This is a genomic window from Paenibacillus sp. J22R3 (assembly GCF_056269305.1).
This window is the reverse complement of the sequence record NZ_JBWDNS010000003.1, coordinates 340,746-358,236: the sequence shown is the minus strand read 5'-3', so window position 1 is coordinate 358,236 and position 17,491 is coordinate 340,746. Positions and strand designations below refer to the sequence as shown.

Genomic DNA, 17,491 nt, shown 5'->3' with positions numbered 1-17,491 from the left:
CCCCGGATTAGTTAAGAACAAAGCGCCATCAATTTCATAGGTTACTTTCTGACCTACTTGTAACTGATTCAAGTTGCTTATTTTTTTATGCCCCAACGAATCTAACGTATACCCTTCTTCAATGAATATCACAGTGTTTTTTTATATAAAAGAAAAAGAGCCGCTACCTTCACGTAAGTGATGGTTAGCGGCTCTCTATATGTTGCCAAAGGCAGAAGGTTAGCTCGCTGGCTTCAACCGGCCTGCCGGGCTTTCTCCTTCGCTTGTGCTTCCTTCACCTGCTGCGGTTGTTGTGGCTGCTGCTGTGGCGCAGGGTCGGCATTTTCCGGCAGATGCCGAGTCCGTTGCTCGACAGCGCGCTCCATGCGGCAGTTGCCGTTATAGATGCCTCCGTCTTGAATCAGCATCGTATGGGCCAGCACATTGCCAAACAATTGACCGGAAGCGGTGATGGTCAATCTTCCTTTTGCCACAATATCTCCGAATACCTTGCCTGCAATCGTTAGGTCGCGCGCGATAATGCCCGATCTCGCCACGCCGCATTCCCCGATAATGACATCGCCTTTACAATCGATATCCCCTCGGTATTCACCTTCGATCCGAATGCTGCTTTCACTAACTAACTTCCCTTCTACAGACGTGCCTAGTCCGATCAGAGTTTCGGCCGAACCAGACCGTTTGGACTCTTTGAACATCGCTGCGATCATCCTCCCTCTCGTACGGTAGGTCATATAGCTATTTATTCTTAGAAGCTTTAAAACATGCCAATTACAGATGTATACCCGCTAGGAGGGGGGTGAAAGCTAGTCTAAGAAGGAATGGCTGTTATCGCATGAAAAGGGGGGCTGGACTTGGGGTGGATACTCGCGGCACTGCTCATATTTATCTTCCAAATCGCTACAATTCTTGCACTCGAATACCGTCGTCCGGCCAAAACCGTCGCCTGGCTGCTGATCTTGTTTGTGCTGCCGATCATCGGCTTTGTGATGTATTATTTTCTCGCGCAAGCGTACAAGCGTCAGCAAGAATTTCGTATAATCAGCAGCTCCACCGAGTGGATGAGACGCAAAGCGCTGTCACAGTGCGAGCAGGTGCAGCGACCTAGCGATATGCATAGCGAAGAATTTGCCGAGCAGGAGAGACTCTATTACATGCTGCAGCGGCTGACGTTGTCGCCGATTACGAGTCGCAATGAATCGACTGTGCTGACAGATGCAGATGCTGCTTACGGTGCTATTTTTCAAGCCATTGAGGAAGCTAGGCATCATATTCATATTGAGTTTTATACGATCCGAGATGATCACGTTGGACTGCGGCTTAAGGAAGCACTTATTCGACAAGCGAAGACAGGCATTGAAGTGCGAGTCATCTATGATGGCATTGGCAGCTTGAGTTTAAGCCGCAATTACGTGAAGGAACTTGAGCAGGCCGGTGTACAGATGAGCTGCTTCTTGCCGCCGCGAATGGCATTCTTTGATAAACGGATGAATTTCCGGAATCATCGCAAAATCGTCGTCGTAGATGGACTGGTCGGATATCTCGGCGGCATTAACATCGGAGATGAGTATCTCGGCGGCAATCCGAAGCTCGGCTTCTGGCGGGATACGCATTTGCAGCTTAGAGGGGATGCGGTTTATTTTCTGCAGGAAGTGTTTATGCAGGATTGGTGGTACACTTCGAAGCAGCGGCTGGCGGATCAACTCTATATGCCTGCGCACTCATGCTCCGGCAGTGAGCAGGTTCAGATCGTAGCCAGCGGACCGAACAGCAGAGATGAAGCCATACTGGAGTGTGTGTTTGCGGCAGTATCGGTTGCGAAATCGCGTATTTATATCGAGACCCCTTATTTCATTCCGGATCCCAGTCTGTTAATGGGGCTTCGTACGGCAGCGCTAAGCGGCGTCGATGTGCGAATTATCATTCCGTATGTACCGGACACGAAGCTGGTGTTGAATGCGACGCTATCTTATGCGGAGGAAATGCTCGCGGCAGGTGTGCGGATTTATCGGTATCGAAAAGGCTTCATGCATGCCAAAGTGCTCATTGTCGATCACTTGCTGGCATCGGTTGGGACGGCGAACATGGATATGCGAAGCTTCTTCAGCAATTTCGAAATCAATGCGCTTCTGTTCGATGAGAAGGCGATCGACCGACTGGAGGCGGATTTCATGAAGGATATGGAGGATAGCGGCGAGGTCACGCTCGAGGCGTTTATGAAGCGACCGCTTCGGCAGAAGGCCGGAGAAGCTGTTGCGCGTATGCTCTCGCCGCTGTTGTAGCATCATTATACGTTTTGCAAGGATGGTCGGTTCAGAGCCACGATTGAGGCGAGCGGGTGCTCGGTTTGCATAATATGAGCATGGAGAATGCTTGCCCCCATCATGCTGTACACGGTTCCGTTGCCGCCGTAACCGAGACAATAATAGACACCGCTCCAATTCGGATCTTCTCCGATGAAAGGCAGGTTGTCACGCGAGAGTCCGAAGGTTGCATTCCATTCATGCGCAATCGGTGCATCGAAGGAAGGGTAGAAGGCTTGTACGCGAGCGAGCAGCAGCTCCGCATGTTTGCTTCTCGCGTTTTTCTCTTTCAACGGTGCAGGGGATTCTTCATCATAGCCACCGGCAATTACCCGGCCGTCGTCGGTGATGCGCATATAGAAATAAGGACGGGCGGTTTCCCATACAAAATAGTCCTTATACGGAGGCTGAAGATGAGTTTGCGGCTCGGTTACGATGACATAAGTACGGTCCAAATTTGCTTTGATAAGTTGTCCCTGCAGTTCCTCCGGTTCGTAACCAATCGCATAGATGACATGTTTGGCTCGAATGACAGCCTGCGACGCAGTGCGAAGCACATGCGTTCCGTCTGCATCCGTTTCATGGCCGACCACATCGGTATGTTCGTGAACAGCAAGCTTGTAGCGGCTCGTCGCTGCTTCGATAAGGGCATGAACGAATCGAAAAGGATTCAACTGCGCATCCCCTCGAGTCACGATTGCGCCAGGCTTGCTGAATGGGAATGCCGCTGCAATTCGTTCCGGTTCCCAGTAGCTCACATCGAAGTGATGGTGCTTTAGTGTCTCGTATTCGCGCTTCAGCTTGGGCAGATCCTGCTCGGTGCTGGCTACATATAAGCTGCTTTTTGGGCTAAATCCGACATCCGCTTGCAGCTCAGCGGCGATTGCTCCCAGCTGAACGATTGCTTCGGCGCAACCTTTATAGAAGAGAACCGCATCACGCTCGCCAATTTGGTCAATCAAATCGCACAGCATAATGTCATTGCAAAATTGCAGCAAGCCCGTGTTGGCCGTCGTGCTGCCGCCTGCGACATCCCCTCGTTCGAGCAGAATGGTCTTAATTCCCTTCTGGGCGAGCTTGTACGCGCATATTGAGCCCGACATCCCGCCTCCGATGATTGCAACTTCAGCATCCGTATCGCCGTTTAGAGTAGGGTAGGCTGCATGGTTCGTTAGTGTCTCCGGCCAATAGAGATGACCTTTATGTAGTACTTTCATCAGTATCATACCTCCAGTAGCTACTATGCCCATTTTTGGACAAGAAAAAGAGGGATCTTTCATGATCCCTCCACTTCATTAAGCTAAACAAACACGCTATTCTTGAATCGGATCAGGTATGAGACCTTCATCCTGCAGCTGGCTGTTCGTCTTCATATTTTTCATGTCATGGCCGAGTCGTTTCATGTCTTGGTAGTCTTGAACCATTGAACCGTTCTTGGCGTTCGAGACTGGCTTTGACTTGCTTCCGGCTTGCCCGCAGATTGGATTTTCCATGATCGATGGCTCCTTTGGTATACTGGATTAAGCATTGGCACCGGGTGCGCTGGCTTTAACCTTATTTTTCGATAAGGTGTATACTTGACTTCTATATAACCACAGACAGAAGAAGTTGAAACGTGAAACCGAAGAATGGGCTCTCGAATAAGCTGGTAGGGATTGAGGGAATGTAGGGAAAAGTAAGGGAATGTTCGGTAACCTATCGTATTGGCGGAAGTATAGGTGTAGAGGAAAACATATTTGGGGAGTAGGATTGGAAAAATGCCAGAGGTGAGCACGATGATACAGACAGCAACAACAGCAGCGAGTGTGCTGGGAGTTCCGCTCGTTCAGACGACACGAGGCGAGTGGGTAGAAAATGTTCACAGCGGTCACGCGGCAGTCGTGACATGGGACGGTGAACTCATCGCGCAGGTTGGGGATGCGTCTATATGGACGTATATGCGCTCTACCGCTAAACCCATTCAAGCCTTGCCCTCCGTGCTTGGCGGCGTCGTTGACACGTATGGATTGAAGGATGAGGCTATTGCGCTGATGTGCGCATCCCATCAAGGTACGCCGGCACATATTGCCGTGCTGGAACAAATGCTGGAACAAACCGGCGTTCGCGAGGAACAGCTGGTCTTTGGGCCGATGCTTCCGGCCAATCAGGAAGCTCGCGATGAGCTGCTCCGTCAGGGCGGGGCGCCACGTAAGCTGTTTCACGTATGTGCGGGCAAGCACATCGGCATGCTTGCGTTATGCAAACTGCGCGGCTGGCCGCTTGAGACGTATACGCAGCCGGAGCATCCGCTCCAGCAGGAACTGCTGCGCACAGTAGCGATGATTGCGGAGCTTGCTCCGGCGGAGATTGGCAGCGCCATCGACGGCTGCGGCCTGCCGGTGTTCGCGATGCCTATGTGGCGGCTTGCGCTTGTTTATGCGCGTTTTGCCGCTTGGGGCAGCGAACCGGCTTCGCCTGTAGCGGGAGAGCTCGGCGCCGCGGTTGCGAGCGAGTTGCAGGCCGGCGGAGGATTCGGAGCTCCGATTGTGGCAGGTGGCGGCGAAGTTGGCAGGGCCACTGTGCAAATGGCAGAAGCGGGAGTAGCAGCTGGGACGCCGGAGGAAGGGGCTGATGCGCCTGAGGTGGCTGCCATTGCAGCTGCTGCGAAGCGCATCGCCGCAGCGATGATCAGCCATCCGACCCTAGTGGAGGGACCGGACCGGCTGGCGAGCATTATGCTGGGTGACGGGAATGTCGTCGCCAAGAGCGGCGCGCAAGGCGTCTTCGTATTCGGCCTCCGCAAGGAGCGGCTCGCCGTTGTCATTAAGCTGGCCGACGGCGGAGAGTCCCCGTGGCCGGAAGCAGTTTGCGCCATCCTCGAACAGCTGAAGCTTGGCGAAGCACTCATCGCGCGTATCCGCAGCCAAATCTCACCTGAGATCCGAAACGACGCCGGTCAGCTCGTCGGTCACCGCGAATCCTGCCTTACGCTGAAGCTGAACGGATGACCGGATTACTTTCTTCGGCAAGACTAGCTCAAGGAGCAACACAATGGTGGAAACCCGTCGGATTCGGCGGAAGAGTGGCGCTAGGAGTAACATATTGGTGGGAAACCGCCAATGTGACGGGGAGTGCTAAGTTAGTTGGAGAGCGTCGAATCGAGTAACATTAGTTGGCCTCAGTGGTACCAGGTACCGCACATGCTGCATAATCGAATAAATGTGCTCGATGAGCGCTACGCTGTACCGTACATTCGGTGAAATCGCCTGAATTACTCGAATGAGCGGCACTGGATACCTCACATGGTTATAACTAACTATAAAGTAAGCAAAATCAATGGGTTACCTCAGTTCATCCGAGAGTTTGGATGATGAGGTAACCCTATTTTGCGTTTCAAGTAGGAACAGGCTGTTTAAAGCAGAGTAAGGCAAGGTGCTACACCATACAAACGAATCGAACCGAAAGGGTGAGGAATGATGTTGGGATATGCACTTATGTTTTTTATCGTTGCTTTAATCGCAGGTTTTCTTGGTTTTTTCACTCTCGCGTCGGCAGCAGCCGGCATTGCGAAAATCTTGTTCGTTGTGTTCCTGGTGCTGTTTGTGATTTCGTTTATTTTCGGCCGCAGACGCGTTTAGCACTGTGGTCCAGCGCGAAGCGCACCCGCAGCCGTAATCGCGCTAAGCGTTTCGTCCGCGGTGGCAATCGCGCCCTTGCATCAAGCGCCAATTCACGGCAAGCACGAGCCGCGCTATAACCGCCGCATCGCTTCGCGATAGGCCGTCGGCGACTGCCCGTAGAAGCGGCGGAACTGCTTCGAGAAATACAGCGCGTCCTGGAAGCCGACGGACGCCGCGATCTGCTCGATCGTCAGCTCGAGACGCTCGCGCAGCAGCAAATGCGCTTTGTCGATGCGCAGCTTCAGCAGAAACGTGACGGGGGTAATGCCCGTCTGCTGCTTGAAGATGCGCGACAAATAAGCGCGATTGTAGCCGAGCGCATCGGCCATATGCTCGATCGAGATCGGCTCGGCATACTGCGTCGACAGATAGCGGATGACGTCGCCGGTTAGCGCCTCGCTGTCTTGCCCGCGCTGCGCCGCGCCGGAATTCGTTTCGGGCAGAGCCTCGCCGAACTCCGCGAACAACAAGTGCAGGTAACCGACTGCGCGCAGATGCGCCGCCCCACCGCCAATGCGGAAGGTTCGCTGGATGCTGCGGAACAACACGCCAACGCGCGGGTTGTCTCCCGTATCGACGATCGGCATCGCCGAATCGAGACCGGCGCCGACCACCAGCTGTTCCGCGAGCCGGCCTTCAAACGCGATCCAGCGATACCGCCAAGGATCGGCTTCGCTTGATGCGTAACTGATCAGCTGCCCGGGCGGGATAAGAAAGGTCTGCCCGGCTCGCAGCTCATACTGTCCGCCGGCATAAGCGAAGGTGCCGGCGCCGGACAGGATATGATGCATCAAATAAAAATCATAGACTTTAGGCCCGATCATATGATCGGGCTTTGTCTGGCTTTCCCCAGAGAATAATACATATAAATCACCATGTTCGTTAGGAACCGGATTTGACAGAACCGTATAGGTAGGCTGCAGCGACATCGCGCTGAAACACCTCCATTTTCATGTAAATAGCTTGTAAATAGCTTACAGGTATTGTAACACAGCTTGCTCATTAATATCGTTAATAGGTCACAAAATTCCATGTGAAGTTCACATCAAGCCATTTTGTTCCGCCATCTATTCCGCTATACTAAACCTATAAAACAAACAACTAAAATCCAAGAAAGCGGTGTAGCACACAATGGCGAACATCCATGAATTGACTGAACGGTTTCTGAACACATACGGCAAGGAGTCGACAGAGCAAATAGCAGTATTCCATGCACCGGGCCGCGTCAATTTGATCGGCGAGCATACGGACTACAATGGCGGCTACGTTTTCCCGGCTGCACTGACCTTCGGAACTACACTGCTTATTCGCAAACGCGAGGATCAACAGCTTGGACTCGCTTCCACCAACTTTGATCTTCATAAACATATTCCGATTTCACCGATCGTCCATGACGAAGCGGATGACTGGATGAACTACCCGAAAGGCATCGTGAACGAGCTGGAGCAGCGCGGCATCACATTCAGCCAAGGCTTCGACCTCTTGTTCCATGGTGAAATTCCGAACGGAGCGGGCTTGTCGTCCTCAGCATCCATCGAAGTGGTAACGGCTTATGCGCTTCTCACTATGGCAGGTCATGCAACGGACACCGTCCAAATTGCACGCCTCGCACAGAAGTCCGAGAATGAATTCAATGGCGTTCAATGCGGCATCATGGATCAATTCGCAGTCGCGAACGGCAAGAAGGATCATGCGATTCTGCTGATGTGCGACACGCTTGAATACGAGCTGATTCCGTTTAAATCCGGCGATTATCAGATCGTTATCGGCAACACAAACAAACGACGCGGACTGGTGGACTCCAAGTATAATGAGCGCCGCAGCCAGTGCAATCAAGCGGTCGAGGATCTGAAAGCAGCATTCCCTGAGCTCACGCTGCTCGGCCAGCTTTCCTTGGAGCAATTCCAAGCCAACCAGCACCTCATTCAAGATGAAATCGTGCTTAAGCGTGCGAAGCATGTCGTGGAAGAAATCGACCGCGTGCTTCAATCGATGAAAGTGCTCAAAGAAAATGATCTCCAAGCATTCGGCCAATTAATGAACGCTTCTCACGATTCGCTTCGCGACCTGTACGAAGTAACAGGAGACGAATTGGATACAATGGTTGCTGCGGCCCGCACCGTTGACGGCGTACTCGGCTCACGCATGACAGGCGCAGGCTTCGGCGGCTGCACCGTATCCCTTGTTCATAAAGACAGCGTAGAGTCGTTCAAAGCTGAGGTTGGACGCATTTATACGGAAGCAACCGGGCTAGTACCTGACTTCTACGTGTGCACCATCGGCAACGGGGTCGAACAACAACAATAATCTTCACCACCATCACTACACAGATATAGAGGAGGAGAGAACTATGGCAGTTCTAGTAACAGGAGGCGCAGGCTACATCGGGTCGCACGCAGTGGCGGCATTGCATGAGCGCGGCGAGGAAATTGTAATCATCGATAATTTGCAGCAAGGTCATAAGGAAGCGGTACTTGGCGGTAAGTTGTATGTAGGGGATCTGCGTGACGGCGATTTCCTAGACACGGTATTCGGCGAGAATGCGATCGATGCTGTCATCCATTTTGCAGCAAACTCGCTTGTTGGCGAGAGCATGAAGGATCCCGGCAAGTACTATCATAACAATGTCTACGGCACACTATGCTTGCTTGAGAAAATGAACCAATACGGCGTTAAGAGAATCGTGTTCTCGTCAACCGCAGCGACCTACGGCGAACCGGAAAACATTCCGATTCACGAGGAAGATCGTACACTGCCGACCAATACGTACGGCGAAACGAAGCTTTCGATGGAGAAAATGATGAAGTGGTACGATACCGCTTATGACATGAAATATGTGTCGCTGCGTTATTTCAACGCAGCAGGCGCGCATGCAAGCGGTCGGATCGGTGAAGACCATAGCCCGGAGACACACTTAGTGCCGCTCGTGCTACAAACCGCGCTCGGCCAACGCAGTCATATCTCGATCTTCGGCGATGACTATGCAACCGAAGACGGCACTTGCGTACGCGACTACATTCACGTAAGCGATCTGGCAGACGCGCATGTACTTGCCGTAGAAAGATTACGTAAAGGCGGCGACAGCGCGATCTACAACCTGGGCAACGGAACAGGCTTCTCCGTGAAGCAGGTCATTGATATCGCTCGTCAAGTGACAGGCCGTGAAATTCCGGCTGTCATGGAAACGCGCCGCGCCGGCGACCCGGCAGTGCTTGTTGCTTCTTCGGACCGGGCACGCCAAGAGCTCGGCTGGAACCCTTCCCGCAACAAGCTGGAAGACATCATCGGCAGCGCATGGGCTTGGCATCAAGCCAATCCAAGCGGCTATAACAAAAACTAGTAAGTACGCGTGTCGCGAGAGCGAGAGGAGTAAGTCCAATGACTGACCACCACCATCAACATCAATCCCACCCGAGCACGGAAACCGTGCTCCTTCATATAGAACGGCTTGTGCAATTTGCGGTGCAGCGCGGAATGATCGAGCCTCCGCTGGATGTCTATGCATCCCGTAATGCACTGCTTGAACTATTCGGGTTTAACGAAGCGTATGAAGGCGTCGTACCGGAAGAACGGCTGGAGAGCGCCGTACCGCTGCTTGAACCTCTACTGGACTACGGTGCTTCGATCGGTTTAATTGCAGACAATACAACCACCTTCCGCGATCTGCTGGATGCTCGAATTATGGGTCTGCTAATGCCGCGTCCCTCGGAAGCGGCTGCGAAGTTTCGTCGTACATCAGAGAACGAAGGGGTAAGCAAAGCAACCGAAGAGTTCTACCGACTGAGCATCGATTCCAACTATATTCGGATGGATCGAATCGCGAAGAATCAATATTGGGAGCAGCCGACGGCATATGGCAGCTTGGAGATCACCATCAATCTCTCCAAGCCGGAGAAGGATCCGCGGGAGATTGCTTTGCTGAAGTCGCTTGCGCCTGTCAAAAGCAACTATCCCAAGTGTCTGCTATGCGCGGACAACGTAGGCTATGCCGGCCGAGCAGACCATCCGGCTCGTCAGAATCTGCGTATTGTGCCGCTTGAACTGCAAGGCGAGACGTGGTACTTCCAATACTCGCCGTATGTGTATTACAACGAGCACAGTATCGTATTCCACAGCAAGCATGTCCCGATGCGCATTTCGTCGCTCACCTTTGCAAGGCTGCTGGATTTCGTTGAAGCCGTACCGCATTACTTCATCGGCTCCAATGCAGATCTGCCGATTGTAGGCGGCTCCATCTTGAACCATGATCACTTCCAAGCCGGACGCCACGTCTTCCCCATGGAGACAGCTGCTGCCGAGCAAGTATTTGCTCATCCGCAAGGGGATGGCGTAACTTACAGCATCGTAGCTTGGCCGATGTCGGTCGTTCGTCTGAACGGAACGGACAAAGAAGCTGTGCTGCGAGCTGCAGGCAGCATGTTGGATGCTTGGCGTGCATACAGCGACGCGGAAGCGGATATCCTCGCATTTTCCGAGAAGAATGGCGAGCAGGTTCCTCACAATACGATTACGCCAATCGCCAGACTGCGTGATAACGGCGAATACGAGCTCGATCTGGTGCTGCGTAACAACCGCACAAGCGAGGAGCATCCGGACGGCATTTTCCACCCTCATCAGCATTTGCATCATATTAAGAAAGAGAATATCGGCCTCATCGAGGTCATGGGACTTGCGGTACTTCCGGGACGGCTCAATGCCGAACTGGAAGAAATCTCGCACATCCTAACCGGAGAGCAAGCGTTTGATCAAGCCTCCCTTGCCGGCGGACCGCTTGAGAAACACGCAGAGTGGATTGCATCCATCGTGGAGACGCACGGATCGTCGCATACATCGGAGCAAGCAGAGTCGCTTCTTCGCGATGAAGTCGGGCGCAAGTTCCTTGAAGTGCTTATGGATGCAGGCGTCTACAAGCGTACGGCTCAAGGCGCGGAAGCTTTTGCGCGATTCCTTCTTTCACTTGGCTTAAACCGGGTCTAAACGACAAATGCCCATCTCTTGTGACAAGAGAGGTGGGCTATTTCAATTCCCAAGTGGTGAGAAATTAATTATTTTCGAACAAATAATCATATAATTTGTAAATATTATAGAAATTGAAGAGGGATATCGGTAGTTATGGCGAAAAACATATAGAAATCGTATTTCAAGTCGGGGGGATGTTTAATGCCGCTTCCAATTATTCCTATTGATGAATTTCTGGCGTTGTCGACAGATGATCAAGTCGAGAAGCTGAAGCAGTGGAAAATGGACTATACGCTCAAGGATATTCGTGAAGCGTGGGGGTTCAAGCATTCGGCTCAGTATTACATGCTGCTGAAGAAGCTGCGCATCTACGAGCGCGTCGTGAACAAGTCAGACAAATTCTCGCCAGAGCAAATTCTAACATCCAGAACCGGCCCAGAGGCCTATACAGCAGGTGTTTATACGTACAGTGAACGATCCGTTCCAGCCGATCAATTCGGTTATGAGCTGAATGTCACACTGAGCGGCCCGGAGCTCGCAGATAAGCTGGAGCGTCTGGCCCATTTTCTCAAAGGCGAGCATAAAGCGGTTTCCATCAAGCTCTCCATCTCTGCTTCCAAGGCGGTACAAGCTGCCAATGATGAAAGCGCAGACATCTAGTTTCAACCATAATGGGAGAATAAGAAAAACCGAGCGCGTCCCGTCTCGGTTTTTCGATTTGATTTCTATTTCTCGCGAAGCTGGCCAAGCTCGGAAACGATGGCTTCCACTTCACTGATGCTGAATTTATCTTTGCTCGCGACAATATCGTAGATATCCTTCAAATCCTCATATCGCGCTAAGCTGAAATTATTCGCTTGCATGGCAGCGCCTGAGGCCATGCGCAGCTTATTCTTAATTGTATCAATCATAAACGCGACGTTGTCTTGGGTTGCTTCCGATAAGTTGTTCATTGGTTGATAGCTCCTCTCCATACAGGTCTGTGCTCGTATTGTAACATGCCTCACATCGTACATGCTACGCCTAATAAGCCGTTGTTAAAGAGTGGAGGATATGGATGAAGATACGTTTATTGCATAAACAAGTTGATTCTGAGCAATGCCCGCTATTATATGAAACGAGCTTCGAACAGGAACAAGAGCTGGATAATTGGCGGATTTGCAGCGGAGAGTGGTGGGTCGAGGACGGCTGGCTGCAGGGCAGGAATCCGCTGAATGCACCTGGCGTGCTGCTGAGCAAGCAGGATTATCCCGGCAATGTGCTGGTGGAATTCGAAGGCCGCACGGTTCTGCCGAGCACACATGATATTAACCTAATGTGGAATACAAGCTGGGATGAGGAGAAGAACATGCGTGGCGCCGCTTACGTCGCCGGACTCCAAGGCTGGTGGGAAGGTAAAATCGGCCTCGAGAAGTCTCCCGAATATAAACTGAATGCGGCTACGCCTTTGTTTGATTTTGAACCAGGCCGTATTTATCGCATTCAAGCCGGCAGTATCGACGGACATTGTTTTGTCTGTGTGGACGGCAAGCTGCTGCTTGAGCTGACCGATTACGATCCGATCGATTCGCAGCTCCACGCGAAGGTTGGCTTCGAAGCTTACGCAAGCTTCATCCAAATTCGAAATGTCCGGATTCGATCCATTGAATGGCAGCCGCTCGTTCGTTCATATCCTGCTGAATTTTGAGAGAAGAAGTCAATAAACAGCAACGAAGCCGGTTTATAATGAGTACAAGATCAAACCATGAATCATGACCAAACGGAGGCTGAATTTGACTATGACTTCACCTAAACTAGGTTTAATCGGCATTATGCATGAAGAAATGAAAGGGGATCTGTGGGGAACACTTCGCCGAATCGCGGATATTGGCTATAAAGGGATTGAGGGAGCGGAGCTGCTGCTTCCGGGCGATACAGCGGAGAATGTACGTCGGTTCCAAGATCTGGGGCTGCATGCGATCACACTGAGTGCCAGCCGTGAAACGCTGCGCGGCGAGCTGGATACGATTATTGCGAATGCAAAGGCCGTACAAACCTCCCATGTATCGGTGTGGTGGGGGCCGTGCAATTCCAAAGAAGAGCTGCTTCAAGACGCCGAGCTGTACAATGCAGCTGGTGCGAGGCTGGCTGAAGAAGGGATAAAGCTGTGCTACCACAATCATGAGCATGAATTTCTGACATCCTTTAACGGGGTGTCTGCTATGGATATTCTCGTGGAGTACACCGATCCGAAATCGGTATTTTTCGAAATGGACATTGCCTGGATTACGATGGGCAAAGCGGATCCTGTACAAGTACTGCGCCGGATGGCCGGACGCGTTCCCTCCATTCACATCAAGGATGTGTTCCGTACAAATGAGAAAGGCCACTGGACGGCAGTCGGGACGGGCGTTGTCAACATCAGCGATTCCATTCGTACGGCCAAAGAAATCGGCGTAGATTGGATGGTTGTGGAGCAGGATAATCTGCGCAATCTGACTCCGATGGAAACCATTACAGCAAGCTACTTGAATTTGAAAGAAGCAGGCTTAATCTAGAATAGCGAATAGAACGATTGCTTCGGGGAACTGGGGCAATCGTTTTCTTATGAGAATCCAACATGTGGAGGCGGCTGGGAGATGACGATTAAAGTAGGTATCGTTGGCGCTAGAGGACTTAGTACACTGCAAGGATTTCGGTGCATCGAGGATACAGAGGTAGTAGCGCTTTGTGATTTGGATGGGGAATATGTGAAAGAAGCTGCAGCGAAGAATGGGATTCCTCGGACCTACCGCGTATTCGAGGATATGCTGGAGTCGGATATTGATGTCGTTGTCGTTTCAACACCTATGCAGCTGCATGTCCCGCAAACGATTGCTGCATTGCAAGCAGGCAAGCATGTGTTAAGCGAAGTGACGGCAGGCGTAACGATGGACGAATTGTGGTGGCTGAAGGAAACCGTGGAGTCAACGAACAAGGTGTATATGATGGCAGAGAACTACTGCTACATCCCGCAAAATCAACAGATTTTGAATATGGTGAAGCAAGGGTTGTTCGGTGATGTTTATTTCGGAGAAGGCGAATATTTGCATGACATTCGGAGTTTGGCCACGCGGTTCAACCGTGAAGGCACGACTGCAGGTTCTAAGCCGACTTGGCGCAACTACTGGCAGCTTGGTAAACGAGGCGCCTATTATCCGACTCACAGTCTAGGGCCGGTTATGCAGTGGTTTCAGGGCGATCGTATTCGTTCGGTATCCTGCTTCGGAACAGGCTGGCATACGGATAAACGTTTCCGCCAAGAGGATACGTCCGTTACCATGTGCCAGATGGAAAGCGGGAAGCTGATTAAGCTGCGGATTGACTGCATTTCGAAGCGTCCGCACAATATGAGCTATTACACGCTGCAAGGGACGCAAGGCAGCTTCGAGGCACCTCGCGGATTAGGCGATACGCACAAAATTTGGCTCGAGAGCATGGGCGATCCGGAGGATCATGCAGCTTGGCGACCGCTCAGCGATTACAACGACTATTTGCCCGAGCGTTATAAGAATGTGACAGAAGAGCAGAAGGCAGCAGGTCACTGGGGCGGCGATTATTTTATCGTAGAAGACTTTGTTGAAGCGGTGAAAGGGAATCGCAAGCCAGCAATCGATGTCTATGATGCTTGCGAATGGACGGCAGTTGCGCTCTTATCGGAGTTATCCATCATGAACGGCGGACGGACGATCGACATGCCGAATTTCAAGACAAGCGCATCCTTCAAGGATCAGATCATTAAACTTTAAAAAGGAGCAATCAACCCATGAGCGAACAACAGCATTCATCTCAATTGTTTATGGTTCGAGAGGATATTTCCGCATTGCCCGCACTTACGCTTCCTGCCGGATTTGGCGTACGCAGCTTGCAGCCGGGTGATGAGCAAGCTTGGGAGCATATCATAAACGACTCCTTCGGAGGGGAGCATCCATTCGATAGAGAGATGGCTTCCGACGAGCCGTATAAGCCGGAGCGGGTATGGTTCATTACGGATGATCAGGATGTACCGATTGCAACTGCTTCCGCATGGTTCCGCCCCCAATATAGTGAAACGACCGGTTACTTGCATATGGTAGGACTCCTCCAATCGCAAGGAGGGAAGAAGCTGGGGCTTTATGTCAGCCTGGCAGCGCTGCTGCATATGGTGCAAGAAGGCTGCACGCGAGCGGTGCTGAACACGGATGATTTTCGGATCCCTGCCGTCAAAACGTACCTGAATCTCGGGTTCGTGCCTGTCTGTACAGACAGCGGACATCATGCTCGCTGGCAAGCTCTGGCGAACAAGCTGAACTGCTCCATAGACGTTATTCAGACGGATGGTACCTCGCTGATTCTAGAACCTCACTCTTAATTGGCGAGAATGCTCATCGTATTGAGAGGGTAGATTTGAAGAGGGAGCCGCATTTCGTTACAATGAAGTCAGCTATGTGCGAAGGAGTCGTTCATCATGGGAAGTCGGGCGAAAGCGCGCAGACATCGAAATGAAGACCCGGTTGCCCGGGAGCGCGCAGGCATCGACGGGACCAAAGCCATGCTGCGGGAAGCGGCAGTAATCCAGCCTGACCAATCGAAGGTTCTCTTCGTATGTATCGGAACGGATTGCTCCACAGGCGATTCGTTCGGTCCTTGGGTGGGCACGATGCTGAAGGAGGCCGGCTGGCCGAATGTGATCGGAACTTTGGAGCATCCCTGCGATGCGGATCACTATGAAAGGCTCGTTGCCGACATTCCTTCATTCATGACGGTGGTTGCTATAGATGCTTGTTTGGGTAAGAAGAATGAGGAGCCATGTTATATGATTGGGAGAGGACCGCTGTTCCCGGCACAGGCGGTCGGCAAGCGACTGCCGCCGATCGGCGATTACAGCATTGCCGGAATCGTCGCGCCGCACAGTGTGAAACCTTACTGGGTGCTGCAGCACGCTTCTTTATTCGAAGTGATGGGAATGGCCCGCACTCTCTCGGATACAATAAATGAGGTATGGACGCTATAAGAATGGATTGAGAAGGGAAGAAGCCGAATGACTAAGAAGCAGCTTTCTCTGGCTAATAACGCCTTTCAATTACCGAATGGTCAAACGATTGCTTATTATGATTCCAAACCGCAAGCCGGTGAATCGGCGGCCGATACGGCTATTGTGCTCTTGCATGGCTTCTGCGGAAGCTCTGCCTATTGGGTAGAGGTAGTGTCCGAACTTTCTGCGCATGGGCGTGTTATTGCGCCGGATCTTCGCGGGCATGGCGGAAGCTCAGCACCGGACCATTCTCCCTACGAAATGGAGCAATTCGCAGAGGATCTCTTGTTTCTGGTGCGCGAGCTCGGCATCGAGCGCATCTGTTTATTCGGGCATTCGCTCGGCGGTTATGTGTCGCTTGCGTTTGCGGAACGGTATCCTGAACTGCTGAGGTCATTTGCCCTCGTACATTCTACTGCGAAGCCAGATAGCGAGGAAGCCAAAGGAAACCGGGATAAAGCGGCGAAAGCACTGCTTGCTGATGGCATTGGTCCATTTGTAGAAGGACTGGTTCCGAAGCTGTTTGCGCCTGCTCATAAAGAAACGATGGTAGCGGCTATTGCGGATATGATCGAGATCGGGCGAGGGACTTCAGCAGCCGGAGCAGCGGCGACAGCGCTCGGAATGAAGGCGCGTCCTGATCGGACCGGCGTGCTGGAACAATTAAACGTGCCGCGTTTGCTCATTGCAGGATCTGAGGATGGAGTCATCGCCCCAGCGAATACATTTACGGTGGATGGTCCGCATGTTACGCAAGTGCTTCTTGAAGGCTCCGGTCATATGAGTATGATCGAGGATCCGGAGCGGCTGGTTGAAGAGATGGTCGCTTTTGTTAAGTCGCTTTAAGCGGCAAGCATGAAGTGGAGAGGGGATGCGACCGTTGTTTCAAAGGGATTATTTTATGCGGATGATTGAGCAGATGAGTGAAGTAGTCGGCCAAGTAATGGGGCTGAGGCAGCAGCGTAAGCAAGAGGAGGCGCTGCTTGTCATTGACGAGCTGCTCGATCGGCAGTTTCGGATGAACGGGAAGCTGATTCGTCAGCTGTCGGATGCAGATCTGGTTCGCATGATGACGACGAACGGGATCGTAGAAACCGCCAATCTGCATGCGGTGGCGCTGCTGATCAAGGAAGAAGCTGAAATTCTTACCGAGCTTGGCAGGCAGGAGCAGGGGTACCCGCTGCAGCTGAAATCCTTTCATCTCTTCATGCGGCTGGCCATTCTGGATGCGCCGGCGCTGCTGCGCACGCCTTCGGAAGAAGCGGCGGAGCTTGAGGCGAAGCTTGGTATCTACGAGCTTCCGAGAGAGACGAAACTGCTGATGTGGGAATGGCATGAAAGCGACGGACGCTATGATGAGGCTGAGAATGTGCTGCATGAGCTTGCGGAGGATGGTGCAATAGAGGCAGAGGAAGTGCTGGGGTTCTATCGCCGATTGCTGCTGCTGCCGGATGAGTCACTCCTGCAAGGCGGCTTGCCTCGCGATGAGGTGAATGAAGGATTAGAACGAATAAGGCAACAATTGATGCAAGCTTAGGAGA

The 17,491-nt window shown here is 52.1% G+C and carries 19 protein-coding genes; 14 read left to right on the top strand and 5 right to left on the bottom strand.

The window, feature by feature from the left end:
- Positions 1–233 precede the first annotated feature (233 nt).
- Positions 234–707 carry a bactofilin family protein gene (locus AC0YN4_RS16455; protein ID WP_475836191.1) on the bottom strand — a complete coding sequence of 158 codons (474 nt, stop codon included), beginning with the start codon at positions 705–707 and terminating at the stop codon, positions 234–236.
- Positions 708–851: 144 nt separating this feature from the next.
- Between AC0YN4_RS16455 and cls the strand changes: the two genes are divergently transcribed.
- On the top strand, positions 852–2,279 hold the full coding sequence (gene cls / locus AC0YN4_RS16450; RefSeq protein WP_475836190.1) for a cardiolipin synthase: 1,428 nt from the start codon (positions 852–854) through the stop codon (positions 2,277–2,279).
- A gap of 5 nt (positions 2,280–2,284) precedes the next feature.
- Here the strand turns inward: cls and AC0YN4_RS16445 are convergent, their stop codons facing one another.
- Positions 2,285–3,517, bottom strand: a complete 1,233-nt coding sequence (locus AC0YN4_RS16445; RefSeq protein ID WP_475836189.1) for an NAD(P)/FAD-dependent oxidoreductase — start codon at positions 3,515–3,517, stop codon at positions 2,285–2,287.
- Between the two features lie 96 nt (positions 3,518–3,613).
- Complete coding sequence (locus AC0YN4_RS16440) at positions 3,614–3,793, bottom strand: hypothetical protein (protein WP_475782168.1); 180 nt, start codon at positions 3,791–3,793, stop codon at positions 3,614–3,616.
- 282 nt (positions 3,794–4,075) lie between these two features.
- Here AC0YN4_RS16440 and AC0YN4_RS16435 point away from each other — a divergent pair, with 282 nt between their 5' ends.
- Together AC0YN4_RS16435 and AC0YN4_RS16430 are read left to right on the top strand one after the other, a co-directional pair.
- Positions 4,076–5,287, top strand: coding sequence for an asparaginase (locus tag AC0YN4_RS16435; RefSeq protein WP_475782167.1), 1,212 nt, complete (start codon positions 4,076–4,078; stop codon positions 5,285–5,287).
- Between the two features lie 465 nt (positions 5,288–5,752).
- Positions 5,753–5,917: a DUF1328 domain-containing protein gene (locus tag AC0YN4_RS16430; protein WP_475782166.1), complete on the top strand. Its 165-nt coding sequence runs from the start codon at positions 5,753–5,755 to the stop codon at positions 5,915–5,917.
- A gap of 113 nt (positions 5,918–6,030) precedes the next feature.
- Here AC0YN4_RS16430 and AC0YN4_RS16425 read toward each other — a convergent pair whose 3' ends face one another.
- Positions 6,031–6,888, bottom strand: coding sequence for an AraC family transcriptional regulator (locus AC0YN4_RS16425; RefSeq protein ID WP_475782165.1), 858 nt, complete (start codon positions 6,886–6,888; stop codon positions 6,031–6,033).
- Between the two features lie 202 nt (positions 6,889–7,090).
- Here AC0YN4_RS16425 and AC0YN4_RS16420 point away from each other — a divergent pair, with 202 nt between their 5' ends.
- The 4 genes from AC0YN4_RS16420 (at position 7,091) to AC0YN4_RS16405 (ending at position 11,578) form a co-directional block, all read left to right on the top strand.
- Complete coding sequence (locus AC0YN4_RS16420) at positions 7,091–8,266, top strand: galactokinase (protein WP_475782164.1); 1,176 nt, start codon at positions 7,091–7,093, stop codon at positions 8,264–8,266.
- Between the two features lie 43 nt (positions 8,267–8,309).
- Positions 8,310–9,299 carry a UDP-glucose 4-epimerase GalE gene (gene galE, locus AC0YN4_RS16415; protein ID WP_475782163.1) on the top strand — a complete coding sequence of 330 codons (990 nt, stop codon included), beginning with the start codon at positions 8,310–8,312 and terminating at the stop codon, positions 9,297–9,299.
- 38 nt (positions 9,300–9,337) lie between these two features.
- Positions 9,338–10,936, top strand: a complete 1,599-nt coding sequence (locus AC0YN4_RS16410; protein WP_475836188.1) for a UDP-glucose--hexose-1-phosphate uridylyltransferase — start codon at positions 9,338–9,340, stop codon at positions 10,934–10,936.
- A 183-nt stretch (positions 10,937–11,119) separates the two neighbouring features.
- Positions 11,120–11,578, top strand: a complete 459-nt coding sequence (locus AC0YN4_RS16405) for a hypothetical protein (protein ID WP_475782161.1) — start codon at positions 11,120–11,122, stop codon at positions 11,576–11,578.
- A 65-nt stretch (positions 11,579–11,643) separates the two neighbouring features.
- Here AC0YN4_RS16405 and AC0YN4_RS16400 read toward each other — a convergent pair whose 3' ends face one another.
- Positions 11,644–11,871, bottom strand: a complete 228-nt coding sequence (locus tag AC0YN4_RS16400; protein WP_475782160.1) for a DUF1128 domain-containing protein — start codon at positions 11,869–11,871, stop codon at positions 11,644–11,646.
- Between the two features lie 104 nt (positions 11,872–11,975).
- Between AC0YN4_RS16400 and AC0YN4_RS16395 the strand changes: the two genes are divergently transcribed.
- The 7 genes from AC0YN4_RS16395 (at position 11,976) to AC0YN4_RS16365 (ending at position 17,487) form a co-directional block, all read left to right on the top strand.
- Complete coding sequence (locus AC0YN4_RS16395) at positions 11,976–12,605, top strand: hypothetical protein (protein ID WP_475782159.1); 630 nt, start codon at positions 11,976–11,978, stop codon at positions 12,603–12,605.
- A 91-nt stretch (positions 12,606–12,696) separates the two neighbouring features.
- The gene (locus tag AC0YN4_RS16390; RefSeq protein WP_475782158.1) at positions 12,697–13,455 is read left to right on the top strand and encodes a sugar phosphate isomerase/epimerase family protein; all 759 of its coding nucleotides are present in this window, start codon (positions 12,697–12,699) and stop codon (positions 13,453–13,455) included.
- Between the two features lie 81 nt (positions 13,456–13,536).
- Positions 13,537–14,685, top strand: a complete 1,149-nt coding sequence (locus AC0YN4_RS16385) for a Gfo/Idh/MocA family protein (protein ID WP_475782157.1) — start codon at positions 13,537–13,539, stop codon at positions 14,683–14,685.
- A gap of 17 nt (positions 14,686–14,702) precedes the next feature.
- On the top strand, positions 14,703–15,287 hold the full coding sequence (locus tag AC0YN4_RS16380) for a GNAT family N-acetyltransferase (protein WP_475836187.1): 585 nt from the start codon (positions 14,703–14,705) through the stop codon (positions 15,285–15,287).
- 96 nt (positions 15,288–15,383) lie between these two features.
- On the top strand, positions 15,384–15,929 hold the full coding sequence (yyaC, locus tag AC0YN4_RS16375; RefSeq protein WP_475836186.1) for a spore protease YyaC: 546 nt from the start codon (positions 15,384–15,386) through the stop codon (positions 15,927–15,929).
- A gap of 27 nt (positions 15,930–15,956) precedes the next feature.
- Complete coding sequence (locus AC0YN4_RS16370; RefSeq protein ID WP_475836185.1) at positions 15,957–16,796, top strand: alpha/beta fold hydrolase; 840 nt, start codon at positions 15,957–15,959, stop codon at positions 16,794–16,796.
- Positions 16,797–16,830: 34 nt separating this feature from the next.
- The gene (locus AC0YN4_RS16365; protein ID WP_475782153.1) at positions 16,831–17,487 is read left to right on the top strand and encodes a DUF6483 family protein; all 657 of its coding nucleotides are present in this window, start codon (positions 16,831–16,833) and stop codon (positions 17,485–17,487) included.
- The last annotated feature ends 4 nt before the right edge of the window (positions 17,488–17,491 follow it).